Annotated in this window: 19 protein-coding genes; 14 read left to right on the top strand and 5 right to left on the bottom strand. The window is 64.0% G+C overall.

The genetic code is table 11. From position 1 onward, the window contains the following. Positions 1 to 32 precede the first annotated feature (32 nt). Positions 33 to 2627 (top strand): M14 family zinc carboxypeptidase, encoded by a 2595-nt coding sequence (locus AC5P7X_RS09500; RefSeq protein ID WP_495214752.1) that lies wholly within the window; start codon positions 33 to 35, stop codon positions 2625 to 2627. Between the two features lie 538 nt (positions 2628 to 3165). Here AC5P7X_RS09500 and AC5P7X_RS09505 read toward each other — a convergent pair. Further along, complete coding sequence (locus AC5P7X_RS09505) at positions 3166 to 4584, bottom strand: DEAD/DEAH box helicase (protein ID WP_070489641.1); 1419 nt, start codon at positions 4582 to 4584, stop codon at positions 3166 to 3168. Positions 4585 to 5182: 598 nt separating this feature from the next. Between AC5P7X_RS09505 and AC5P7X_RS09510 the strand changes: the two genes are divergently transcribed. Further along, positions 5183 to 6172: a fumarylacetoacetate hydrolase family protein gene (locus AC5P7X_RS09510; RefSeq protein ID WP_005415155.1), complete on the top strand. Its 990-nt coding sequence runs from the start codon at positions 5183 to 5185 to the stop codon at positions 6170 to 6172. 14 nt (positions 6173 to 6186) lie between these two features. Then, a complete protein-coding gene (gene maiA / locus AC5P7X_RS09515; protein ID WP_171957949.1) occupies positions 6187 to 6855 on the top strand; it encodes a maleylacetoacetate isomerase in 669 nt (222 codons plus the stop codon). 45 nt (positions 6856 to 6900) lie between these two features. On the opposite strand, the gene AC5P7X_RS09520 is transcribed toward maiA, so the two are convergent. The 3 genes from AC5P7X_RS09520 to AC5P7X_RS09530 all read right to left on the bottom strand — a co-directional run bounded on the left by AC5P7X_RS09520 (position 6901) and on the right by AC5P7X_RS09530 (position 10881). Continuing rightward, positions 6901 to 8361: a UdgX family uracil-DNA binding protein gene (locus AC5P7X_RS09520; RefSeq protein ID WP_495214753.1), complete on the bottom strand. Its 1461-nt coding sequence runs from the start codon at positions 8359 to 8361 to the stop codon at positions 6901 to 6903. Then, positions 8342 to 9625, bottom strand: coding sequence for a putative DNA modification/repair radical SAM protein (locus AC5P7X_RS09525; protein WP_053497946.1), 1284 nt, complete (start codon positions 9623 to 9625; stop codon positions 8342 to 8344). Before AC5P7X_RS09525 ends, AC5P7X_RS09520 begins: the two co-directional genes overlap by 20 nt. Positions 9626 to 9753: 128 nt before the next feature. Beyond that, entirely contained in the window at positions 9754 to 10881 is a 1128-nt protein-coding gene (locus tag AC5P7X_RS09530; RefSeq protein WP_049416904.1) for a PilT/PilU family type 4a pilus ATPase, read from the bottom strand. Positions 10882 to 11002: 121 nt separating this feature from the next. Between AC5P7X_RS09530 and AC5P7X_RS09535 the strand changes: the two genes are divergently transcribed. The 11 genes from AC5P7X_RS09535 to AC5P7X_RS09585 all read left to right on the top strand — a co-directional run bounded on the left by AC5P7X_RS09535 (position 11003) and on the right by AC5P7X_RS09585 (position 23457). Continuing rightward, positions 11003 to 11368 carry a DUF4398 domain-containing protein gene (locus AC5P7X_RS09535; protein ID WP_005415160.1) on the top strand — a complete coding sequence of 122 codons (366 nt, stop codon included), beginning with the start codon at positions 11003 to 11005 and terminating at the stop codon, positions 11366 to 11368. Next, a complete protein-coding gene (locus AC5P7X_RS09540) occupies positions 11365 to 12249 on the top strand; it encodes an OmpA family protein (RefSeq protein WP_080375071.1) in 885 nt (294 codons plus the stop codon). The genes AC5P7X_RS09535 and AC5P7X_RS09540 overlap by 4 nt, the downstream gene beginning before the upstream one ends. 324 nt (positions 12250 to 12573) lie before the next feature. Further along, on the top strand, positions 12574 to 12810 hold the full coding sequence (locus AC5P7X_RS09545) for an HP1242/YdcH family protein (protein ID WP_005407964.1): 237 nt from the start codon (positions 12574 to 12576) through the stop codon (positions 12808 to 12810). Between the two features lie 300 nt (positions 12811 to 13110). Beyond that, on the top strand, positions 13111 to 14481 hold the full coding sequence (locus tag AC5P7X_RS09550; protein WP_005415163.1) for a pyridoxal-phosphate dependent enzyme: 1371 nt from the start codon (positions 13111 to 13113) through the stop codon (positions 14479 to 14481). Positions 14482 to 14604: 123 nt separating this feature from the next. Next, the gene (locus AC5P7X_RS09555) at positions 14605 to 15789 is read left to right on the top strand and encodes a cystathionine gamma-synthase (RefSeq protein WP_329842817.1); all 1185 of its coding nucleotides are present in this window, start codon (positions 14605 to 14607) and stop codon (positions 15787 to 15789) included. Then, positions 15786 to 16616 carry an ABC transporter permease gene (locus AC5P7X_RS09560; RefSeq protein WP_235649866.1) on the top strand — a complete coding sequence of 277 codons (831 nt, stop codon included), beginning with the start codon at positions 15786 to 15788 and terminating at the stop codon, positions 16614 to 16616. Before AC5P7X_RS09555 ends, AC5P7X_RS09560 begins: the two co-directional genes overlap by 4 nt. Beyond that, positions 16606 to 17964, top strand: coding sequence for an ABC transporter ATP-binding protein (locus AC5P7X_RS09565; protein ID WP_235649865.1), 1359 nt, complete (start codon positions 16606 to 16608; stop codon positions 17962 to 17964). Before AC5P7X_RS09560 ends, AC5P7X_RS09565 begins: the two co-directional genes overlap by 11 nt. Next, positions 17961 to 18542 carry a CatB-related O-acetyltransferase gene (locus AC5P7X_RS09570; protein ID WP_329842814.1) on the top strand — a complete coding sequence of 194 codons (582 nt, stop codon included), beginning with the start codon at positions 17961 to 17963 and terminating at the stop codon, positions 18540 to 18542. The genes AC5P7X_RS09565 and AC5P7X_RS09570 overlap by 4 nt, the downstream gene beginning before the upstream one ends. A gap of 11 nt (positions 18543 to 18553) precedes the next feature. After that, on the top strand, positions 18554 to 19612 hold the full coding sequence (locus tag AC5P7X_RS09575) for a class I SAM-dependent methyltransferase (RefSeq protein ID WP_329842813.1): 1059 nt from the start codon (positions 18554 to 18556) through the stop codon (positions 19610 to 19612). 27 nt (positions 19613 to 19639) lie between these two features. Further along, complete coding sequence (locus AC5P7X_RS09580) at positions 19640 to 22390, top strand: glycosyltransferase family 2 protein (RefSeq protein ID WP_329842812.1); 2751 nt, start codon at positions 19640 to 19642, stop codon at positions 22388 to 22390. Next, positions 22387 to 23457 carry a glycosyltransferase family protein gene (locus AC5P7X_RS09585; protein WP_329842811.1) on the top strand — a complete coding sequence of 357 codons (1071 nt, stop codon included), beginning with the start codon at positions 22387 to 22389 and terminating at the stop codon, positions 23455 to 23457. The genes AC5P7X_RS09580 and AC5P7X_RS09585 overlap by 4 nt, the downstream gene beginning before the upstream one ends. Before the next feature lie 498 nt (positions 23458 to 23955). Here AC5P7X_RS09585 and AC5P7X_RS09590 read toward each other — a convergent pair whose 3' ends face one another. Next, the gene (locus AC5P7X_RS09590; RefSeq protein WP_329842810.1) at positions 23956 to 25245 is read right to left on the bottom strand and encodes a hypothetical protein; all 1290 of its coding nucleotides are present in this window, start codon (positions 25243 to 25245) and stop codon (positions 23956 to 23958) included. Positions 25246 to 25263 lie beyond the last annotated feature (18 nt).

Consider the following 25263-nt stretch of genomic DNA (forward strand, 5'->3'; position numbering starts at 1 on the left):
ACTGTCTGCCGTTGTGTTCCTGGGGAGTCACCGTGTCCTTGCATCGCCGTGCCGTTCTTCCGTTGCTGCTTGCCGCCGCCACTGTACTGTCCTGCCCGCAGCCGGCGCAGGCACAGAGTGCCTATTTCTTCCCGCAGGCCACGGATGCGGCAGCCTTCGATGCAGCGGTGCCGACGCCGGAGCAGTTCCTCGGCTACCCGATCGGTAGCCGCTACACCCGGCACGACCAACTGGTGGCGTACTTCCAGGAGCTGGCCAGACGCTCGGACAAGATCAGCGTGCGCGAGATCGGACGAAGCTACGAGGGCCGCCCGCTGCTGATCGCCACCGTCACCGCCGCCGGCAATCACGCGCGGCTGGAACAGCTGCGCCAACAGCACGCGACCCTGGCCGATCCGGCGCAACCGCGCAGCGCGGCCGGTGACAGCCCGGTGGTGGTGTGGCTGGGTTACAGCGTGCATGGCAACGAGACGTCCAGTGCCGAGGCGGCGATGCTGACTGCTTACTACCTGGTGGCCAACCGCAGTGCCGAAACCCAGCAGTGGCTGCAGCACGCGGTGGTGCTGTTCGATCCGGCACAGAACCCGGATGGCCGCGATCGTGCGGCCAACTGGCACAACGCCTGGGCCTCCGATCCGGCCTCGGCCGACCCGGCCGACAAGGAACACGTCGAACCGTTCCCGCAGGGCCGCACCAACCACTACTTCACAGATCTCAACCGCGACTGGCTTGCCCTCACCCAGCAGGACTCGCGGCCGAAGGTGGAGGTGTTCCACCAGTGGTACCCGAACGTGCAGATCGACTTCCACGAAATGGGCAAGGACAGCACCTACTACTTCGAGCCCTCGCCGAAGAGCATGCACAGCCCGCTGATTCCGGCGGCGTCGTATGAATTCAACAAGACCCTGGCCAAGTACCACGCGCAGGCGCTGGATGCCTTGGGTTCGCTGTACTACACCGGCGAGAACTTCGACAACTTCTCGCCGGTGTACGGTTCCACCTATCCGGACTTCCATGGGGCTGTCGGCGTCACCGTCGAGCAGGCCAGCTCGCGCGGCCGCGTGCAGGAGTCGGTGAACGGCCTGCTGACCTTCCCGTTCACCATCCGCAACCAGGTCGCCACCGGGCTGGGCACGGTGCGTGGTGCGGTAACTGAGCGCAGCGGCCTGTTCGACCTGCAGAAGCAGTTCTTCCAGAGCGCGCTGAAGCAGGCCGCACAGCAGCCGGTGAAGAGCTTCGTGTTCGGTGATGTGCATGATCCGGCACTGACCCGCCGCCTGCTGGAACTGTTGCTGCTGCATCGCATCGAGGTACGCGCGCTGGAGCGTGCAATCACCGTCGATGGGCAGCGCTTCGATGCCGGCAGCGCCTACGTGGTGCCGGTGCAGCAGGCGCAGTTCCGCCTGGTGCATTCGATCTTTGCCGAGACACCGCCGATCAAGGGGGATGTGTTCTACGGCAGCACCAGCTATGCGATCGCACCGGCCTACGGCGTGGCTTTCGCCGGCAGCCGTAGCCGCATCGAGGGTGGCGCACGCGTGACTGCGCTGCCGGCGGAGCAGGGCGCGGTGCTGGGTGGCCAGGCCGGATTCGCGTACGCGATCGACTGGCGCGACTACAACGCCGGGCGCGCGCTGGCCGCGCTGCAGGGCAAGGGCGTGAGCGCACGTGCGGCATTCCAGCCGTTCACCACGGCGACCGCGCAGGGCGACGTCAGCTTCGCCGCCGGCAGCCTGGTGATTCCGGTTGCCGGGCAAACGCTGCAGGGCGCGGCGCTGCTTGAGGCAGTGACATCGGCCGCGCGCGAGGCAGGTGTGCAGGTGCACGCGCTGTCCAGTGGCCGCAGCCGCGAAGGTATCGATCTGGGCAGTGACGGCGTCAAGGCGCTGCGCAAACCCGCGGTTGCGCTGGTGATGGGGGAGGGGGTGGCCGCCACCGAGATCGGCTCGGCCTGGTTCCTGCTCGACCAGCAGTTGCACTTGCCTGCCAGCAAGTTGGACCCGCAGCAGCTGGGCAAAGTGTCCCTGGACCGCTACACCACGATCGTGCTGTCCGGTGGCAGCTATACCGGCGTCGATGCCGCGGCGGTGGCTGCACTGAAGCGCTGGGTGCAGGCCGGTGGTTCATTGGTGACCTATGGCAGTGCCTCGAAGTGGGCGATCGAACAGAAGCTCGCCGACGGCGAGAAGCTCGGCAAGGACGAAGAGACTGCCGACGAGAGCCGCCGTGCATTCGGCGACCAGCGCGACATCGCCGCGATCGAGCGGGTCAGCGGCAACATCCTCAGCGCCGATGTGGACACCAGTCATCCGCTGGCGTTCGGCGTGCCGCGCCGGCAACTGGCGATCAACAAGGAGAACACGGTGACGCTGCAGCCGAGTGCGAACCCATTCTCGACGGTGGTACGCATCGACACGCCGCCGCGGGTGAATGGTTATCTTTCCGAGCGCAACCGTGCGCGGGTGGCGGGCAGCGCGTGGCTGCTGGTGTCGGCGCAGGGGCAGGGCAACGTGGTGCTGTTTGCCGATGACCCGGCGCACCGCAAGTACTGGCACGGGACGGATCGGCTGCTGATCAACGCGATCTTCTTCGGGAATCTGGTGAATCCGAGTAAAGCGCGGGGTTGAGGCGTTTGGCGCCTTGACTGATGCGTGTGGGGGCGGCCGGGCGGGCTGCGCAGGACACGCTGCAAATACGTCCATGTAAGCTCGATCGGCGCGTCCATGCGCCACACGGTCCTGCCCAGCCCGCCCGGCCTCCCCTCGACAGTTTCCTGCGGGCGCGGACGCATCGAACCGCCAAGGCGAGAGCAAGGGCAAAAGCAAAAGCAAAGCCAGGAATTGCGGCTTCGGCTTTTGCCTTTGAACTTGAATTTGAATTTGATCTTTCTTCTCCCGGCTACCCGGCGGGGCAAGTAGGCGCTGGCGATCTCTGAAGCGGCGCAGGGCGCAGTGGGTGCAAAACCGTGAGCGCCATGGATGGCGCGATCGAGCCCCCATGGATGGGTTTACGGCGTGTTTTGCACCCACTGCGCCCTGCGCCGCCCCAAGCCAAACCATCCGCGTGCTTTCAGCCACGGTAGCCAGCAAAAAAAAGGACGGCGCGTCAGCGCCGTCCCCCGATAGCCCCCCGCGCAGCGGGAAGCACCCTCCCTGGCAGCTGGGATCAGCCGGCGCGACTGCCGCCGCCGCCCTGGCCGCGGCCACGGCCGCCACCATTACCACCACCGCCACGACGCTGACCCTGACCGGCGCCTGCACCCGCACGCTGCTGGCCGTTGCCACCGCCCTCGCGCCGGCCACCACCGGCCTTCTTCGGGCCGGCATGCGCATGGCGCGGTGCATCACCGTGCGGACGGCGTGCGTGGCTCTTGCGCGGTGCGCGCTCGCCGGTATCGTGCTCGGCCTTGCCCGGCGCACTGTTGCCCCAGCGGATCGGAACCTGCAGTTCGAAGCCCGGCACATCGCGGATGTCCATGTCGCGGCCCAGCAGGCGCACGATCGCGCGCAGCAGCTTCACTTCATCCTGCGCCACCAGCGAAATCGCCTGGCCGGTCGCGCCGTTGCGGCCGGTACGACCGATGCGGTGCACGTAGTCCTCGGCCACCATCGGCAGGTCGAAGTTGATCACCTTCGGCAGCTCGTTGATGTCGATGCCGCGCGCAGCGATGTCGGTGGCCACCAGCACGGTCACGCGGCCGGCCTTGAAGTCGCCCAGCGCACGCAGGCGCTGGCCCTGGCTCTTGTTGCCATGGATCGCCGCGGTCTTGATGCCTGACTTTTCCAGGAACGTGGCCAGCTTGTCGCTGCCGTGCTTGGTGCGTGCGAACACCAGGGTCTGCTCGCGGCTGTCCTGCGCCAGCAGGTGCAGCAGCAGGTCGCGCTTGCGGCCGGCATCGACCGGATGCACGCGATGGGTGATGGTTTCGGCCACGGTGTTCTTCGGCGTCACCTGGATCTGTTCCGGGTTGCGCATGAACTCCAGCGCCAGCTGGCGGATGTTGTCCTCGAAGGTGGCCGAGAACAGCAGGGTCTGGCGGTTCTGCTTCGGCAGCTTGGCCAGAATGCGCTTGATCGACGGCAGGAAGCCCATGTCGAGCATGCGGTCGGCTTCGTCCAGCACCAGCAGTTCAATGCCGGACAGGTCGACACTGCGACGTTCCAGATGGTCGATCAGGCGGCCCGGGCAGGCCACCAGCAGGTCCACGCCACGGCGCAGGATGTCCAGCTGGTTGCCCATGCCGACACCGCCGTAGATGCAGGCGCTGGGAATGCGCAGGTACTTGCTGTAGCCGCGCAGGCTGTCATGCACCTGGGTGGCCAGTTCGCGGGTCGGGGCCAGGATCAGCGCACGCGGCTTGCGCGGGCCGGCACGCACCTCCTGCGAGGCGGTGCCCAGGTGCTGCAGCAGCGGCAGGCCGAACGCAGCAGTCTTGCCGGTACCGGTCTGTGCGCCGGCCAGCAGGTCGCGACCGGCCAGCGCCAGCGGGATCGCCTGCTGCTGGATCGGGGTCGGGGTTTCGTAGCCCTGCTCGGCAAGCGCACGCAGCAGGAAGGGCGCCAGGCCCAGCGATTCAAAAGACATTGAGATTGCTCCAGGTACAAGAAACGCCTGTCCGAGCGGACAGACGGGGGCAGATCAAAGTGATCGGCTGACTCGGAGCGTTCCCGTGAACCGCGCTGCGAGAAGTTGGGTGCAGCCGGCACGAAGCGCAGGCTGGAATGCGTGACGAACGGCGTCGGAGTGGGGGCGGGCGAAGAGGGCGGACCCTGGTCGCCGGCGATCCCGGAGGGAAACGGACGGCCGCTGCAGACCTGCCTAGTCTAACCGATGGCTGAGACCTCGCGCAAAAAGCCCCGTTCAGGAAAGGGGTTCTCTCTGCAGGGCTGCGCCCTGCACCCGCAGAGGCCAAAGCGACGTCAACGTCAAAAGCGGGTTTCCTGAGGGATGGCGGGGTGGGTCCGGTGGCGTCCCCGCAAACCCACAGTGCCTCGCCATTCCACGGAATGTCCGCTGTTGCTGTTGCATCGGCTGTTGCCTTGGCTTGAAGCAGGTGCAGGGCTGCAAGCCCTGCCGAACCCCCTCCTGCGGTAGGGTGGGCCGATGCCGCGCTGCAGCTTGGCGCCGCCGCAGATTTGATTACACTTGAAACTTGTTTGCCCACGACTCCGGACACCCACCCATGAAGCTTGGTTCTTTGAAGGAAGGCGGCCGCGACGGCACCCTGATCGTCGTCTCGCGTGACCTGCGCCACGGCGTGCGCGCCACCGGCATCGCCGCCACCCTGCAGCAGGCCCTGGAGGACTGGAGCCACATCGCACCGCGCCTGAACGCCCTGTACGAATCGCTCAACGCTGGCGACGCCGATGGCGTGTTCGACCTCGATCCGCAGGCGCTGGCCGCACCGATGCCGCGTGCCTATGAGTTCGTCGATGGCAGCGCCTACCTGCCGCACGTCGAGCGCGTGCGCCGCGCCCGCGGTGCCGAGGTGCCGGAGAGCTTCTATACCGACCCGCTGATGTACCAGGCCACCAGCGCAGGCTTCTACGGCCCGCGCGATGCAGTCAAGGTGGTCAGCGAGGACTACGGCATCGACCTGGAAGCGGAGATCGTGGTGATCACCGACGACGTGCCGATGGCGGCCACCCCGGAACAGGCCGCCAGCCACATCCAGCTGGTCGGCCTGGTCAACGATGTCTCGCTGCGCAACCTGATCCCGGGGGAGCTGGCCAAGGGCTTCGGCTTCCTGCAGTCCAAGCCGCGTTCGGCGCTGTCGCCGGTGTTCGTCACCCCCGATGAGCTGGGCGCTGCGTGGCAGGACAGCAAGGTGCACCTGCCGTTGCTGACCCACATCAACGGCCAGTGGTTCGGTGCGCCGGAGGCGGGCGTGGACATGCAGTTCAACTTCGCCCAGCTGGTCGCGCATGCGGCCAAGACCCGCCCGCTGGGTGCCGGCACCATCGTCGGCTCGGGCACCATCGCCAACGAAGACACCAGCAAGGGTGCCTCGTGCTTCGCCGAGCAGCGCGTGGTCGAGACCCTGCGTGACGGCAAGCCGAGCACGCCGTTCATGTCCTTCGGCGACGTGGTCCGCATCGAGATGCTCGATGCTGCCGGCAACAGCATCTTCGGTGCGATCGAGCAGCGCATCGAACAGGCGGCCAAGCCCTGAGCATGGAGGCGGCGATGGAGATCCCGGTCGACGACGGCATCGTGCTGTACACCTACTGGCGATCCAGCGCCGCCTACCGCGTGCGCATCGGCCTGGAGCTGAAGGGCCTGGCCTGGGAGGCGCGGCCGGTGCATCTGGTGCGCGACGGTGGCGAGCAGCACCATGAGGCTTATCGCGCGCTCAATCCGCAGCAGCTGGTGCCGACCCTGCTGCATGATGGGCACACGCTGACCCAGTCGCTGGCGATCATCGAGTACCTGGAAGAGCGCTTCCCACAGGTGCCGCTGCTGCCGGCCGACGCTGCGGGCCGCGCACGGGTGCGGGCGCTGGCGCAGCTTGTGGCCTGCGATATCCATCCGATCAACAACCTGCGGGTGATGCAGTACCTGGAACGCGACCTGCAGCTGCCTGCCGAAACCCGCACGCAGTGGACCCTGCACTGGATCGCCGAAGGCTTTGACGCGATGGAAGCGATGCTGGCCAACAGCCGCGACACCGGCACGTTCTGCCACGGCGACCGCCCTGGCCTGGCCGACATCTGCCTGTTGCCGCAGCTGTACAACGCCCACCGTTTCGGCCTGGACCTGGCACCGTACCCGACCCTGCGCCGCATCGAAGCGGCCTGCCAGGCGCTGGACGCCTTCGACCGCGCACGCCCGGAAAACCAGCCCGACGCCGCCTGAAAGCAGAGGGGGCGGAACGGATCACGTCGTAAGTGCATTTACGACTTAATCCCCTCCGTCCCCATTCTGTTGCAATCGGGCCAGGTCATCGCGGAACAACCGGTAGGCCTCCTCGCGGCGGGCATCGTCGGTCTGTCGCAGCACCCATGCCGGGTGCACCGTGGCGTAGCCGCGCGTGCCGTCCTCGAGGGTGTGCCAGCGCCCGCGGTCACGCGAGAGGTCGAAATCATGGCCGAACACCGAGGCTGCCGCTGTCGCGCCAAGGCACACGATCACCTGGGGCCGCACGCGCGCGATCTCACCCATCAGCCAGGGCCGGCAGGCCTGGATGTGACGGCTCTCCGGCCGCTTGTGCAGCCGCACCTTGCCGCGCCGTTCATGGTGGAAGTGCTTCACCGCGTTGGTGAGGTACAGCGTGGCGCGATCGATCCCCAGTTCCGCCAATGCGCGGTCCAGCACCTGGCCGGCAGGTCCTGCAAATGGCTGCCCACGCAGATCTTCGGTGTCACCGGGTTGCTCTCCGACCAGCATCACCCCGGCCCCTGCCGGCCCCTGTCCGAACACGGTCTGCGTGGCCTGCTCCCACAACGGGCACTGGCGGCAGGCGCTGGCCTGTCCGCGCAGATTGTCCAGGCTGCTGGCTTCGGCTGCCGGTGCCGGAGGGTTCGCTCGCAGCGGAATCCTGCGTTGCGGTGCCTGCGCGGGACGGTCATGCATTTCCTGCACGCGGTCGGCGGCGTCGCGTACCAGGCGAGGCAGCAATCGGGCTTCAGGCAGGTGGCGCCAGTACTTGGCCGGCATCTCCTGCATCATCATCCGCGTGTTGAGCCGGGCCGGATTGAAAATGCTGGCGTAATAGGTCTGCCACAGCGACTCGCGTGCATCCTCGGCCGGGGCATCCTCGCGTCGTGCACCGGGGCCGAAGGCAAGCGCCTGCCCATCCCAGGAGGCACTGCGCGAAGGCGTGAGGATGGCCCAGCGCATGCCGGTGAAGCGGCGCGCGAAGAACGGCGCGACCCGGTCGACGATGTGGTGCTGTGGCTCGAACCAGGCGATGAACGCATCAGGCTGGCCAGGCACTTCGCGGAAGCGCACGAATGCCTTCATCTTGTGCGTGTCGCGGCGGACCGCCTGGGCCATGGCCATCGCCCTCAGTACGTCGGCATCGGCAGGGTTTGACAGCACCGAGCGTTCGCCATGGGCGATGCGCCACAGCAACCGGTACAGGAGGGCCATGCGTTGTCCGTCGCGATGGCACAGGCAGGTGTCCGCCAGCTCCAGGAAGTCGCGCGGTACCGTCGGTGCGCCAGCGTCGGCCTGTGCGGGCGCCGAGGTGACCGCTGGCGCGTCCAGCAGTGATGCGTCGCTGCCCTCGAGCCAGTCCAGCTGCTCCGGCGCGACGCCGCGCAGCAGGGCTTCGCGTGCACCGCCGCGCCAGGCCTCCAGCGACCATGGCGGATCCACCCGCAGCGACCAGCGCTGCGCGTCAGGCCGCGGACGGGGCATCGAACAGCGAACCCTGTCGCGGCGGCGGGGCCAGCTGCGCGCGCAGCGCCGCCGGATCGTCCAGTGCTTTGCGCGGGTGATGGTCGGCCAGCAGCACGAACGGCAGCAGCTTGCTCATCGGTGCCTTCAGGCGTGCGATGTCGGCCACGCGCAGCCGCCCGTGACGGCGTGCCATCAGCACGCGCTTGACGTTGCGCACGCCAAGGCCGGGCACGCGCAGCAGCATCTCCTTCGGTGCCCGGTTCAGATCGACCGGAAAGCGCTCGGGATGGCGGATTGCCCAGGCCATCTTCGGGTCGATATCCAGGTCGAGCATGCCGTCCTGGGTGGTATCGGTGATCTCATCCACGCCGTACCCGTAGAAGCGCAGCAGCCAGTCAGCCTGGTAAAGGCGATGTTCGCGCTGCAACGGTGGCGGCTGCAGTGGCAGCTGCCGGCTGGCGTCCGGAATCGGGCTGAACGCGGAGTAGTAGACCCGGCGCATGCGGTAGTTGCCGTACAGGCTGTCGGCGCTGGCCAGGATCTGCTGGTCGTTTGCCCCGTCCGCGCCGACGATCATCTGGGTGCTCTGCCCGGCCGGTGCGAAACGGGGAGGGCGCGGGCGAGTGCTGCGGCTGGCCGTCGGTGCCACCGATGCGGGGGCCTTGCGAGCTTCCTTGGCTTCCTCGATGCGCCAGCGCAGTTCCCCCATCGCGCCACGGATGGAATGAACCGTCTTCTCCGGCGCCAAGGCGCTCAGGCCGGCTTCGGTGGGCAGTTCCACGTTGATGGACAGGCGGTCGGCATAGCGCCCGGCACTGGCCAGCAGTTCCGGCGAGGCCTCGGGAATGGTCTTGAGGTGGATGTAGCCGGCGTAGCGGTGTTCTTCGCGCAGTTGCCGGGCGACTTCCACCATCTGTTCCATGGTGTAGTCCGCATTGCGGATGATGCCACTGGACAGGAACAGGCCCTCGATGTAGTTGCGCTTGTAGAAGTCCAGGGTGAGCGTGACCACCTCATCCACGCTGAAACGTGCACGGGGCACGTTGCTGGAAACCCGGTTCACGCAATAGGCGCAGTCGTAGACGCAGAAGTTGGTCAGCAGGATCTTCAGCAACGAAACACAGCGGCCATCGGGCGTGTAGCTGTGGCAGATGCCCATGCCCTCGGTGCTGCCGATACCGCCGCTGGCGCGCGAATCGCGCTTGCCCGAGCCGCTGGAGGCGCAGGAGGCATCGTACTTGGCGGCATCAGCCAGAATGGCCAGCTTGCGGATGGTTTCCATTGAGGAAACCTACGGATGAGGGGTCTCATTGGATGAGACCGCCCCTGAATTCTTCAGAAAAAGGGGACGGGGGATCAAGTCGCAAGTGCACAAACGACTTAATCCCCTCCGTCCCCTTTTTCGTGGGATCAGAAGCCGTGGGTGATGCTGGGTGCGCCTGCCGAGAAATCGGCGTACGGGTCGTGCTCGCCGCTACTGCCTTCGGACAGGCGGAACTTCAGGGCCAGGCCATCGCGCGAGTCGGCCGCGCGCAGCGCTTCCTCCTGCTCGATGGTACCGGCCTTGGCCAGCCGGAACAGGCACTGGTCGAAGCTCTCCATGCCTTCTTCCAGCGAGGCTTCCATCGCCGCCTTGATCTCGTGCACCTGGCCGCGGCGCAGCAGGTCGCGGATCATCGGCGTGTTGATCAGTACCTCGGTGGCTGGCAGGCGACGGCCCTCCTTGTTCTTCACCAGGCGCTGGCTGATCACCGCACGCAGGTTCAGCGCCAGGTTCATCAGCACGTTCTTGTGCGCGCTTTCCGGGAAGAAGTTGAGGATGCGCTCGATGGTCTGGTCGGCGTTGTTGGAGTGCAGGGTGGCCAGGCACAGGTGGCCGGTCTCGGCGAAGGCGATCGCCGCCTCCATCGTTTCCGCATCCAGGATCTCGCCGATCAGGATCACGTCCGGCGCTTCACGCATCGCGTTCTTCAGCGCGTTGTGGAAGGCGTGGGTGTCCAGGCCGACCTCGCGCTGGTTGACGATCGACATCTTGTGCTTGTGCAGGTACTCGATCGGATCCTCGATGGTGAGGATGTGACCGGTGGTGGTGCTGTTGCGGTGGTCGATCATCGACGCCAGCGAGGTGGACTTGCCGGAACCGGTGGACCCCACCACCAGCACCAGCCCGCGCGGGGTCATGATGACGTCCTTCAGCACCTGCGGCAGGTTCAGCTCCTCGATGCTCGGAATCCGGCTGCGGATGGCGCGGATGACCATGCCGACCTCGCCCCGCTGCTTGAACACGTTGACGCGGAAGCGCCCGGCATCGGGCAGCGCGATGGCCATGTTGAGCTCCAGCTCGCGCTCGAACTGCGGCACCTGGCCCTCGTCCATCAGCGAGTAGGCGATCTTCTTGACCATGCCCGGCGGCAGGCCGGTGTTGCCCAGCGGATAGAGCTTCCCTTCGATCTTGATGTAGACCGGTGCCCCGGTGGTCAGAAACATGTCCGAAGCGTTCTTTTCGGTCATCAGCTTCAGGAAGTAGCCGATATCCATTGCGAATTTTCCCCAACGAAACGGCCGACGCCCGTTGCCAGCACGGTGTCGGCTTGACGACAATGGCCGTGAACCGACAACCGGTACGGCCTCCCCAATGAAACGACTTAGCTTCGCACGAATGCGCCATGGCCTGTATGTGATGGCGTTTGCATTCGCACTGTCTGCCCCCGCCTGGGCGCAGGACGCTGCCCTGGAACTGGCGCAGGCCCGGCAGGCGGTCGACAAGGCCACCCAGGCCGATGCCGACCAGTACGCCCCGGACCTGATCGGGCTGGCCCGGCAGGGGCTGGAGCAGGCCCAGCGCGCCGCCGGCGACCGCCGCGAGCGCAAGAACGCCCCGGCGATGGCCCTGCGCGCCGCCGCCGATGCCGACCTGGCCCGCGTCCGCAGTGAGGAAGCCACCGTCACCGCGCAGCTGCAGCTGCGCCGCAACGAGGTCAACCAGCTGCAGCGCCAGCTGTCGACCGGGGAGGACCGCCGGTGAAGCCGATGACCGCCGCAACCCTGGCCGCGCTGCTGGCGCTGCCGACCCTGGCCACGGCCGCCGACAACCCGATGGTGGCGCAGCTGAGCCAGCGCCTGATGGCCATCCAGGCCAACCCCGATACCGCTGAGCTGGGCGCCTTCGAGCGCATGCAGGCGCAGCAGGCCATCGCCACCCTGGACAAGGCCAAGCGTCGCGACCAGGAGCTGGCCACGTACCTGGCCGAGCGCCGGGTGGAGATTGCCGAGACCGCCGTGCGCACCGCGCTGGCCGCGCGCGAGGTCGACCGCCTGGAGCGTACCCGCAGCGACCTGCTGATCGAGGCCAGCCGCCGCGATGCCGCCCGCGCCCGCCAGGAAGCCGAGCAGCTGCGCATGCAGGCGCAGATGCAGGCCGAGGAGGCCGAACGCCTGCGCCAGGCGGCCGAGGCCGAGACCCTGGCCCGCCAGGACGCCGAGAATGCCCTGACCAGCGTGGCCGGCAAGCAGCAGCAGCGTCTGAGCGCTGCCCAGCAGAACGCTGCCAGGCTGGCCCGGGAGGAAGCCGAGCTGGTGTCCGGGCAGAAGCTGCCCGGTTCGAAGTTCGACGCTCGCGGTGAGGTCTTCACCTTCGGTGGTGACGCGTTCGCCGCAGGCGCCTCCAGCCTGTCGGGGGGCGCCCGCAACCAGGCCAAGGCCCTGGCCGAGTACCTGAACATCGGCAAGAAGGGGCGCCTGCGCATCGAGGCCTACGACAGCGCCAACGGCGTGGGCCAGAAGCGTGCCGAAGCGCTGCGCGACGCCCTGGTCGCGGGTGGTGTCGCCAGCAACCGGATCCAAGTCAGCGGCAAGAAGGCTGCGTCCACCCGGGCGCGCTCGGCCGAGGTCATCATCGCGCCGTAATGCATTGATATTGTTTGTTTTTCGTTGCGATGAGCATTCAGCCTGAACCCCGCCCCGGCGGGGTTCGGTCTTTTTGACGCAGGGGCCTTGTACCCCGCCTTGAGCAGGCGTAGGGTCAATCGTCCGGGACGCAATGCCGCGGACCGGACGATGGGAGGGCCGGGCCGATGCAAGCAGGGCGCGAACCGCAGCAGATCGACGTGCGCAGGCCAGTGCCGCAGGTCGTTGCAGGCGTCCAGGTGGCCATCGGCCGGCACTCCTCCATGAACAACGCCCCGTGCCTTGCGGCCGGGGCGTTCGTGTATCTGTCGAAGGAGGTCCATCATGTTTGAAGATCAGCCCCAGAGCGAGATCGACGCACGTCGCGCGCGTGATCCGGAGTTCAGGGCACTCCATGACCAGCACCGCAAGTTGAACAAGAAGTGCATGGACGCGGAGCTGGGTGTACTCCCGATCGATGATGTCACCCTGGGTCGCATGAAGCGCGAGAAGCTGCTGGCCAAGCAACGACTTCTGCGAATGTACGAAACACCGCTCCCAACGACGTCCCCCACGCTTTGACGCACCCCGTCACGCCCGGAACGGCGTGACCCGGCCATCGATGGCCCGGCCGGGCGCTCCTGCCCCGGCATCGCGGCACCGCCGATGAGGCGGCCGCGCCAAGGCACCACAGGCGGTGGTGCCTTGGCCTGCAGGCACAACTCACCGATGCGGGCGGTACCGGTCTCCTCGTCGACCCGGGGCCGTCCGCATCCCTCTACGGGACGGCGGGCGGCATGCCCGCGCCGACCTGACATTCAGCGCCATCCGTCGGATAATCATCGGTCCGGCCCTGCGTGGCGCGAATCGAAAGTCCTCCGAATGCCCATCCATTCTTCCGTCCTCGAACTCATCGGCCAGACCCCGATCGTCAAGGCCCAGCGCCTGGACACCGGCGTCTGCGAGCTTTACCTGAAGCTCGAGAGCGCCAACCCGGGCGGTTCGATCAAGGATCGCATCGGCCTGTCGATGATCGAGGCAGCGGAGCAGCGGGGTGACCTGAAGCCGGGGGCGACCCTGGTCGAGGGTACCGCTGGCAATACCGGCCTGGGCCTGGCACTGGTGGCCCAGCAGAAGGGCTACAAGCTGATCCTGGTCGTTCCCGACAAGATGAGCCGCGAAAAGATCTTCAACCTGAAGGCGATGGGCGCCGAAGTGCGCCTGACCCGTTCGGACGTCGCCAAGGGCCACCCGGAGTACTACCAGGACCTGGCCAAGACCATCGCCGAGCAGACCCCGGGCGCCTACTTCATCAACCAGTTCGGCAACCCGGACAACCCGGCCGCGCATGAGTTCGGCACCGGCCCGGAGATCCTCGAGCAGATGGGCGGTGACCTCGACGCCATCGTGTTCGGCTGCGGCAGCTCCGGCACCATGACCGGCCTGTCGCGTGCGTTCGCCAGGCTGTCGCCCAAGACCGAGCTGGTGCTGGCCGATCCGGTCGGCTCGATCCTGGCCGAGTACATCAACGACGGCGTGCTCAACGACAAGTCGGGCAGCTGGCTGGTGGAGGGCATCGGCGAGGACTTCCTGCCCTCGATCTCCGACTTCAGCCGCGTCAAGAAGGCCTATGCCATCAGCGACGCCGAGAGCTTCCACACCGCGCGCGAGCTGCTGGGCAAGGAAGGCATCCTCGGCGGTTCGTCCACCGGCACCCTGCTGGCCGCGGCACTGAAGTATTGCAAGGAGCAGACCACGCCGAAGAAGGTGCTGGTGCTGGTCTGCGATACCGGCAACAAGTACCTGTCGAAGATGTACAACGACTACTGGATGCTGGACAACGGCTTCCTGGAGCGCCCGCAGCACGGTGACCTGCGCGACCTGATCCTGCGTCCGTACGGCCAGCGCGACACGGTGGTGATCGGTCCGAACGACCTGTTGACCACCGCCTACCAGCGCATGAAGCTGTATGACGTGTCGCAGCTGCCGGTGATGGACGGTGAGCAGCTGGTCGGCATCGTCGATGAAAGCGACGTGCTGCTGCATGTCTATGGTGACGAAGCGCGCTTCCGCGACACCGTGGCCACCGCGATGGTCAGCAAGCTGGACCGGCTGGACGTGAAGTCGCCGATCGAGGCCCTGCTGCCGGTGTTCGACCGCGGGCAGGTGGCGATCGTGATGGACGGTGACGCCTTCCTCGGCCTGATCACCCGCATCGACCTGCTGAACTATCTGCGCCGTCGCGTGCAGTAAACCGCTGATCGCTGCCGTTCACCGCTGAATTCCGGTTTATTCGCGTCAAAGCTCGTTAAGGCTGCGCTGATAGACTCCCGATCCTTTGACGGCGCCGCACGTCGGCGCCATTCAGGAAACGACATGTCCAACTCCTCTTCGCCCGACCGCGCGCTGGCCCTGGCCACGCTGGCCATCCACGGCGGCCAGTCGCCCGATCCCAGCACCGGCGCGGTGATGCCGCCGATCTACGCCACCTCGACCTATGCCCAGTCCAGCCCGGGCGAGCATCAGGGCTTTGAGTACTCGCGTACCCACAACCCGACGCGCTTTGCCTATGAGCGCTGCGTGGCCTCGCTGGAAGGCGGCACCCGTGGCTTCGCCTTCGCCTCGGGCATGGCGGCCAGCTCGACGGTGATCGAGCTGCTGGACGCCGGCAGCCACGTGGTGGCGATGGACGACATCTACGGCGGCAGCTTCCGCCTGTTCGAGCGCGTGCGCCGCCGTACCGCCGGGCTGGACTTCAGCTTCGTCGACCTGACCGATCTGGCGGCCTTTGAAGCCTCGATCACGCCGAAGACGAAGATGGTCTGGATTGAAACCCCGACCAACCCGATGCTGAAGATCGTGGACATCGCCGCGGTCGCTGCCATCGCCAAGCGCCATGGCCTGATCGTGGTGGTGGACAACACCTTCGCCTCGCCGATGCTGCAGCGCCCGCTGGAATTGGGCGCGGACCTGGTCCTGCATTCGGCCACCAAGTACCTCAACGGCCATTCGGACATGGTCGGTGGCATGGTCGTGGTCGGTGACAACGCCGAACTGGCCGAACAGATGGCGTTCCTGCAGAACTCGGTGGGTGGCGTGCAGGGCCCGTTCGACAGCTTCCTGGCCCTGCGTGGCCTGAAGACCCTGCCGCTGCGCATGAAGGCGCACTGCGCCAACGCGCTGGCGCTGGCGCAGTGGCTGGAAAAGCACCCGGCGGTGGAGAAGGTGATCTACCCGGGCCTGCCGTCTCACCCGCAGCATGAGCTGGCCGGCAAGCAGATGGCCGGCTACGGCGGCATCGTCTCGATCGTGCTCAAGGGCGGGTTCGAGGCGGCCAAGCGCTTCTGCGAGAAGACCGAACTGTTCACCCTGGCCGAGTCGCTGGGCGGCGTTGAAAGCCTGGTCAACCATCCGGCGGTGATGACGCATGCCTCGATCCCGGTGGCGCGTCGGGAGCAGCTGGGGATCAGCGATGCGCTGGTGCGGCTGAGCGTGGGCGTGGAAGAGCTGGGTGATTTGCAGGTGGATCTGGAGAGGGCGCTGGCGGGTGTGGTTGTATGAGCAACATCCACGCCGAACTTGGCAGCTCGCCGAGCGCGCTTGTACGCAGTCTGGTTTCCAACCGCATGTTGATCTGGCAGCTGACTCAGCGTGAGGTCATCAGCCGGTATCGAGGTTCTGTATTCGGACTGGCATGGTCCTTTTTTAATCCGCTGTTGATGCTGGCGGTCTACACTTTCGTGTTCTCGGTAGTATTCAAGGCGCGCTGGGGACTGGAGACCAGCAACCATGGCGACTTTGCCGTCATCCTGTTCGTCGGCATCATTGTGCATGGCGTGTTCGCAGAATGTGTCAACCGAGCGCCGGGGCTGATACTCAACAGTGCGAGCTATGTGAAGCGTGTCGTATTCCCGTTGGAAACCCTGCCATGGGTCGCAATGGGTGCCACACTGTTCCATTCGATGGTGTCGGTGGTTGTCTTGCTCATTGCCCACTTGATCTTGCGCGGGTCGATTCCGGTGACTGCACTGTGGCTGCCGGTGGTGATCCTTCCGCTGGTCGTTGGCACCATGGGCGTGTCTTGGTTGCTGGCTGCGCTGGGTGTCTATCTGCGTGATATTGGCCAGGTTACTGGCATCGTCACCACCGTGATGCTCTTCATGGCACCGGTGCTTTATCCGGTGGAGGCGCTGCCGGAGAAGCTGCGGCCATATATTTATCTCAACCCGCTCACATTCATCATTGAACAGGCGCGCGAAGTCTTGCTGTGGGGGCATGCCCCGGACTTTGCTGGCCTAGGCAAGTACGCAGTGGGGGCCGCGCTTGTCGCGTGGTTTGGCTACGCGATGTTCCAGAAAATGCGCCGGGGGTTTGCCGATGTCCTCTGATCCGTCCAGCGACGTTGCCATCCGGGTCACTGGCGTCACCAAGTGTTTCCAGATTTACGACCAACCCCATCAGCGGCTCAAGCAGGCTGTCCTGCCGCGCTTGCGCCGCGCCGTGGGGATGGCGCCTCGCCGTTATTACGACGAATTCTGGGCATTGAAGGGTGTCGATTTCGAAGTCAAGAGGGGCGACACGGTCGGCATCATCGGCCGCAATGGCTCCGGCAAGTCGACGCTGCTGCAGATCATATGCGGCACACTGCAGGCGACGTCAGGAACGGTCGAGGTGAATGGGCGCGTTGCGGCTCTCTTGGAGCTCGGCGCAGGATTCAACCCTGAGTTCAGCGGGCGAGAGAACGTTTACCTGAGTGCGTCGATCCTGGGCCTAACGCGCACGCAGATCGATGCTCGTTTTGATGACATCATTGCATTCGCGGATATCGGCAACTTTGTCGATAGGCCGGTGAAGACCTACTCCAGCGGCATGTACGTGCGGCTCGCGTTCGCGGTCATTGCTCACGTCGATGCCGACATACTGGTCATCGACGAAGCATTGGCCGTGGGTGATGCGATCTTCGTGCAGAAGTGCATGCGCTTCCTTCGCAAGTTCCGCGAAACAGGCACATTGCTGTTCGTTAGCCATGACACGTCTTCGGTGCTCAACTTCTGTCAGAGCGCTGTGTGGCTTAACCGTGGTGACATGGTCATGCACGGTACGGCCGAAGACACTTGCAACGCTTACATCGAGTACTGCTCCCAAGAGGTATATGGCGATACGGTGAAGCTGACCTCGCGCCAAGCATCGCGCGATAAGTCACCCGCCAAGTCGCGGTCCAAGGCGCAGGTGGAGCAGGACACGCGACTGGAGATGTTCGATAACGTCGCAAATTCGGCTGGCTGGCATTCCGGTGTCGCCAGCATCGATTCGGTGCTGCTCAGTGATGCGCATGGGGAAACACTCACCTCGTTCGCAGGTGGCGAGGATGTCCTGTTGCGTGTGCGCGCCACTGCGCACCAGGCGCTGTCCAGCCCGTTGATCGGCTTCTTTGTGAAGGACCGTTTGGGTCAGTCGTTGTTCGGCGAGCACACCTTCACCTATATTCAGCCGCCGATGCAGGTCGAGGCCGGGACGACACTTGAGGCAAGTTTCCGCTTCACGTTGCCGATGCTGCCCAATGGCGATTACTCCATGACTGTTTCCATTGCCGACGGTGATCCGTTTGCCAATACCCAGCACGCATGGCTGCATGACGCCGTGCTGATCAAGGTCGCCTCGCCCAAGCTGCGATATGGCTTGGTGGGCATCCCCTTCGATGAGGTGACCATGAAGCGTGTAGGGGGGGCGGAATGAACCATGGTTTCATTCCACCGCTGACCACCGACGACCCGCGCGTCAGCATCGGTCGCTTCACCTACGGCGGCGCCACCTTTAAACTGTGGAGCGCCGGCGAGCGTGTCGAGGTTGGGGCGTTCTGTTCATTCGCCGAAGACGTACTGATCTTCGGCGGTGGCGAGCATCGTGTGGATTGGGTTACCACCCATCCGTTACGCATCGCGTTCAATTCGCCGGGTGCGGGTCAGGACGGCCATCCGCACAGCAAGGGCGTGACCCGTATCGGCAACGATGTGTGGATCGGCCACGGCGCGTTGATTCTCTCCGGAGTGACCGTGGGCCATGGCGCCTGTATCGGAGCCGGTGCCGTGGTCAGCAAGGACGTCCCACCCTACGCCATCATCGCGGGGAATCCTGGTCGTGTCGTGCGCACGCGCTTCAGCGAGTTGCAGATTGAGCGGTTGCTGCAGATTGCGTGGTGGAACTGGCCTGTGGAACGGATCAAGCAGTTCGAATCACTGCTTTGCAGCCCCAACATCGATGCATTCATTACGGCCGCGCTGGCCGACCCGGACGCTGCGGCGTCGCTCACGTGATAGAGACTGAAATGATCGATTTCCAGTTGTCCCCGAACATGCTGATGATGCCCCGCAAGCTTCCTCACAGCGCGTGGCTTGGGCACATTCCGTTCGCCAGCTGGTTGGTGGAGACGGTGCGACCAAAGAGCATCGTGGAGCTCGGTACGCACAACGGCGCGTCGTTTCTAGCCTTCTGCCAAGCGGTAGAAACCCAGCACGTCAGTGCGCGTGTTTTCGCGGTGGATACTTGGGAAGGCGACGAGCATGCTGGTTTCTACGGCAACGAGATCTATGCCGAACTCCGCGATTATCAGCAACGCCATTACGCCGGAATTTCCGAGATGATGCGCATGCGCTTTGACCAAGCGCTGGAGTATTTCGCGGAAGGATCGGTCGACATCCTGCATGTGGACGGCCTCCATACCTACGAAGCTGTACGCGAAGACTTCGAAACGTGGCGCAGCAAACTGTCGCGACGCGCAGTGGTGCTGTTCCACGACAGCTGCGTGCGCGAGCGCGGGTTTGGCGTGTGGCAATACTGGAGCGAGATCTGTTCGCAGTTTCCGTCGTTCGAATTCACCCACACTCATGGTCTGGGTGTGCTGCTGGTAGGTGAGGAGCAGCCAAAAGAGCTACTGCGGCTTGCTGAGGCAGCGCGTAATGGCCAGTTCGCAACGATCAACCAATTCTTCGATGCGCTAGGCCGCAACATCAAGAATGTGGAAGAGATCGAACGGGTGAACCAAGGCTTGGCAGCTGCCCACGGCGAAATTGGGCGACTCAACAATGAGGTCGCCCGACTCAATGGCGAGGAAGCTCGTCTGCGCGCATTGCTGGATAAAAACAGCGATGTCACCGAGGAACACTATGCCGTGGTCGAGTCGCAGTTGCCAGCCTTGGCACAGGGCTTGTCAATGCTGGAGCGGCGTGTCATTGAGGGAATGAACGAAACGCGTCAAGCGCTAGACGACTCCCGTGAGCTCTCTGTAGCCAATGTCGTGGCGTCTGTGATTCCCCGCCTTGACGAACAGGACCGAAAGCTGACTCTCCTCGCGCGCCCATGGTGGCGCCGTATGCTCGGCCGCTGATTCAAAAGGAATCTGTAAGGCAATTACATGTCCATCGACAAGACCCTTCTCAAGCGCGGTCTCAAGCGCGTGGCAGCAAAAGCGCTGTCCATCAATTGGTTCGCAGTCTTTCCTGATCGCCTGAAGCTGCTGGTCGCCCGTCGGGCAGGGGTCTGTGACTGGCATTGGTACGCGCGCTTCATCCTCCGATCGCCGGGGTCAGTTTCCGAAGGGGCTAGCCACTTCCTGTCCTATGGCAATGCTGAGGGAAAGTCACCAAGCCCGCTGTTTGACCCAGTTTGGTACTCGGCGCGTTTCGGACTCAAGGCGTCCCCGCTCGACGCGCTGATGCAGTACGTGTGCATCGGCGACCGCCTTGGCTTGGCGCCTAGCCCGTGGTTCGACCCTCGCTACTGCCGGCGGACCGCGCCATCCTCCAGTGGTCTGCGGCCGGTGCTCGGCCAATATCTGATCGATTACCGCGTATCTGGACTGCCACATCCGTTGTTCGACCAAGAGTGGTATCTCAACCACTACCCGGATGTGCGCGACAGTGGCACCAACCCGTTGTTGCATTTTCTCTACGACGGCATCCCGGAGGGACGACTGCCCAATCCGTACTTCGCGCCGGGATGGTACCTGGAAACCTATCCGGACGTGGCAGGGATTGATCCATTCGCGCATTTCTTTGCGCATGGTGCGGCGGAAGGGCGCAGCCCAGGGCCCGAATTCAACGCGCGACAGTACCTGGATCGGAATCCGGACGTTGCACTGTCCGGCATGAATGCGCTAGCGCACTATCTGGCGGTGGGACGCCGTGATGGTCGCGAGCTGGGCAAACGTCCCTTCTCGCTGGCCGATCTTCTCCCTCCTGCGGAGCCTGCAGGCACATCGGGTCAGGCCGGCGTGGTCGACATTGTGCTGCCGGTCTACCGCGGTCTGGAAGAGACGCGAAACTGCATTGATTCGGTGCTGCGCTCAAAGAACCGCAACCGTTCCCGCCTGCATATCTACAACGACTGCTCGCCTGAGCCGGAAGTGACTGCCTACCTGCGTGAGCTGGCCATTAGCGAACCGTCAGTGCGCCTAGTTGAGAATCCGCATAACCTGGGATTCGTGCTAACCGTAAATGCGGGCATGGGATATGCCCTGCAGCAACCCGACAGCATCGGTGCCCTGTTGCTCAATAGTGACACGATCGTGACCGGTGACTGGATCGACCGGATGGTTGCCCATCTGGGGGCGAATGTTGGCTCGGTCACGGCGCTTTCCAACAATGCCACGATCTGCAGCTATCCCCAGTTGGGTGCTAACGCGCTGCCGGAGGGGATCAATGCGTCGGCGCTGGATCGCCTGACCCGGCATATCAATGCAGGTGTGGCCGTTGATGTTCCAACCGGCGTCGGCTTCTGCATGCTGATCTCACGCGCCGCGCTGGAAAAGGCCGGCCTGTTCGATGCTGAGGCCTTCGGCAAGGGCTACGGCGAGGAGAACGACTTCTGCATGCGCTCAGGGCGTCTCGGCTTCCGCCATTGCTTGGCCATGGACGTGTTCGTTGAACACGTGGGTGAAGTGAGCTTCGCCGACGACAGCAAGCCCGGCAAGATCATCGCGCAGAAGATCATCGACGAGCGTTACCCAGACTACGGTTCGCAGGTTGCCCGATTCTGTTCAATGGATCCGGGCTTCTCGGCGCGCGTGCGGCTGACCCTGGAGGTCTGGAAGGCGAGGGCACGTCCGGTTTCGGTGCTGTTGACCCACACCTGGGGCGGAGGCACTGAGCGTGCCGTGCAGGCTATGTGTGCCTCGCTGGCTGAGACCGGCGAAGTGGTGATCGTACGACCGATGGAGGATAACAACGGGGCGGGGTTGGTCAACGTCAGCCATGCGTCAGACTTTGATGGCTTCGAGTTCCAATTCCGCTACCGCGCTCCTCATGAGCTGGCGGCGATGCTGCAAGCCCTGGGCACCAGTGGTCTCCAGATCCACCACCTGGTCGGATTTGGCCCGTCGGTGCGTCGCGCGGTGGCACTGACCGGGCTGCCCTACAGCTTCCACGTGCATGACAACTATGCAATCTGCCCGCAGATCACTCTCACCGATGCTGCCGGCAACTACTGTGGCGAACCCAGTGAGAATGCCTGTGATAGCTGCATAGCCGAGCGGCCTTCTCACGGCGCGTCGGATATCCGTAACTGGCGGGCCAACAATCAGTGGCCTCTGCTGGGCGCGCAGGCTGTGTTCGCACCGAGCTGTGACGCGGCCCAACGTATGCAGCGCTACACCGGTATTCCAGTCCAGGCCGTGTACCACGAGCCCCGCATCGACGCGAACCCGGGACAGCTTGGACGGGGCAAGAGGCCGTATCGAGTACTGCTCCTGGGGGTGATGGCCGCGCACAAGGGTCTAAACCAGCTACTTGCCATTGCCGAGGAGTCTCGACGTGTTCGTGCACCGCTGGCGTTCCATCTGATCGGATACCCGCAGGCCGACATTCCCAAAAGTCCGGGATTCAGCTGGAGCGGGCCTTACGCGGAGCAGGACCTGGACGACCTAATTCAGGCTCACAATCCCGACGCGTTCCTGTTCCTTTCCCAGGCGCCGGAAACCTATTCCTACACTTTGTCGCACGCTCTGCGCGATGGCCGGCCGATTGCTGCCAACCGCCTTGGTGCATTCACCGAGCGGCTGGAAGGCGTTCCCAATTCGTTGATGCTGTCCCATGATGCAGTTGCGGCGGACGCGGTGCAGGCTCTGGTGACGTGGCTGGAAGGTCTGTACGAGAAGGAAACCTCATGAACCAGCGATATGGCACGGAGCCGCGCTACTCGCTGCGCTCCCAGTACGCCCGGCGAATTGCTGTGATCCCCGAACGCTACGGCTTGGTGATGTCGCCGTGCGCAAGCATACGCCTGCACGCGTTCACCGAGCACTTCCCAGCTGACGTTCGCTATCTGATTCCGGAAGAACTCGATGCGTTCGCTCCTCACGTTGTGCTGTGGAATCGAGGCGCAGTAGCTGATGAGGCGGGTTTTGCCAGTTTGGCGGCAGCCCGGCACCGCGGCGCGCGGCTGCTGTACGATCTTGACGACAATCTGTTGGCTATGGACGAACATCCGGAGCGTAACGCGTATGCAGGCATCATCGATGCCGTGCGCCGTTCTATTGCCTTGGCAGACGCCACTTGGTGTTCCACCGCTCGCTTGGCCGAAGTTGTTGAAGCGGAGGGCGGTATCGCGGTTTGCATGCCAAATGCGCTGGACGACGTTCTCTGGCAGGCGGCGGATCCTAGCCCGGTAAGCATAGCGCGCGATGCCGAGCTGCGATTGCTGTACATGGGGACGCGCACTCATGACGAAGATTTCCGACTGCTGGATGAAGCGCTGCAGCTGATCTGGGCGAGAAAGCCGCGCACGTTCTCGCTCACCTTGGTCGGAGTGAATGCTGAGGCTTCGCAGTCCCGCCCGTGGTTGTACGCCGAGAGCCCTCCGCCTCATGTCGGTGCGTCTTATCCTGCATTCGTCCATTGGTTCTCAAGGTTGCGCGGTTTCCATCTCGGTCTGGCGCCTCTGCTGGACACGCGCTTCAACCGATGCAAGAGCTCCATTAAGGTGCTCGACTATGCGTCCGCTGGCATGGTCACGCTGGCATCCAATGTCCCCGCCTACCGCGATGACGCGATGAACGACCGTATTCTGGTGGACAATAAGCCTGAGGAATGGGCGAAGCGTATCGCGGCGATCATTGATGGGGTGCTGCCTTTGGGTGAGATTGCGACTCATGCTCGACAGCGCGTAGGCAGGAGTGTTTTTCAAGCGGCGGTCGCGCGCCGCTGGGAAAGCTGCGTACAGAGTCCAGGTGACTGACTGCAAGTTGTTCGCTGCGTTGATGCCGGGATGGCGATGTAGAACGATTGTGGTCAATCGGTAGAAGATGGGCGCCGTGGCTTACGAAGCCGCGGCGCCCTTTTATTCTGCCCGCTCGCGTGCGAGCAGCTTGCCAGAGGATCCCCGCGGACCGAGTTACATGACCGCTGGCCGTGCCTGCCCAAGCAAGCCTCCGTTGCTGATGCGCCGCGCAGGATCATGGTTTGGTTGGGAAGCTCCGTGCCTCACAAATGCTAACTCATCAGGTGCGCGAGATTTACCTTAATCAGCCAAGCGATCGATTGTGCTTGATGAGGCTGCTCCAAACTTCATTTTCCTTCCGAAGTGTGCCGTTACCTTCTTCAGATCAGCGGGCTCCATGTCGACGTCCGCAACTGCACGAGGAAAGCGCTCACCCTCTGCCTCTCCTTGATCGCCTCTGTACTCGCGCTTGTTCAGGCACCCGGCAGCGCAGGGCGATGGAGTCGCTCTTACGTGTTAGCGGTCATGCTCGACCTCGGCGGACTTCGATTCGATCATTACGCCCCAGCCCTGAGGATTGAGTGGGATTGTGTGGGAGCCAGGAGCTTCCAGCTCCCTCGCGTGGCTCCGCCAATCAAAGTCAACGAACGCGGGGCGACGTAGGAACTGTGGGTTGCCTACTGCTACCAGGCACAGCAGCGCAGTTGTTGCAACGGTGGCATTCAATCGACGTCGGCGACTGAGCCCGGTCATCGACAACCATACTGCCCACCAGAGTACAACCTTGATTAGGTAGAAGTAACGGTCAGCAAGCATGAAATGATATAGGGGAGAAAAGTCCCTCAGCCTCACTGGTGCGAATACTTCAGCGCCTGCAAAGGCGGCGAATCCAAGCACAATCAAGCGGGAGCGACCTTCAATCTTCTTTGAAAGGATCAATGTCCCAAATATCAAGGAAAAGAGAATGATCCAAGCTGTGGCAGTTAGAAAAGTACCACCGAATGCGTGAATGGGCACCAGCTCGCCAAAGGTGATCTTGAGCAGAGTAAATAGACCGTAATGACCCTCGGCTTTGACAGGCGGATCTGTCATCACTACGGCGGCTTGAATGATCGCACCCACACACAGTGCTGCCAGCGCAGTCCAATCCCGCGTTGTGGCGAACTCTCCCAACGCACCATTGAAAGGATCCACCTTGATCCGTAGCGACAGGAGGGAGGCCGCCAACATGCCTGCGATGATCAAGGCCAAGACGATGGAGAATGGGCCGGTAAGCGAGATCACCAGGACCGCCAACGGGCGCAACCAGTTCATCCAGCCGCGCTCCGATTGATATGGGGTCAGGCAAACGGCGGCGAGGGCAAATTGGAGAAACCACTGGGCGTTGGTGATCGTGCCCAGGATCTCACCACTGGTGGGGACGGCGAGAAATGAAAGCGCGACAATCCACACAGGCACAACGAGCTTCATCCGCCGGCAGGTGACAACAATGGCGGCTGTCGTCAAAAGGATTGCGGATGCGTTGTAGATCAGAGGTGCTTTTGCGGCCGGAGCCCATGACGCGATCCACGCAACCAGCCGCGGTACAAAGTGCAAATATCCGGCGTAGGGAGTAAAGAACTGAGGAATCGACTGTCCGAACTGTTCCTTGAAGAACACAGTAGCGTCTTCTGCCCAGAACTGCGGATTGCTCAGCGCATCATTGCTCTTGTACGCCATTGCGAACAGGATGATCAGGAAGAAGACGATCCGGTCTCCTGTGATCCAGCTGCTCTTGTTCGCTGTTGCGTTGGTTGGGGTGGTCATTGTAGGGGTTTTCCGTAA

The sequence above is a fragment of the Stenotrophomonas sp. YJH_SMC_53 genome, from assembly GCF_059369995.1.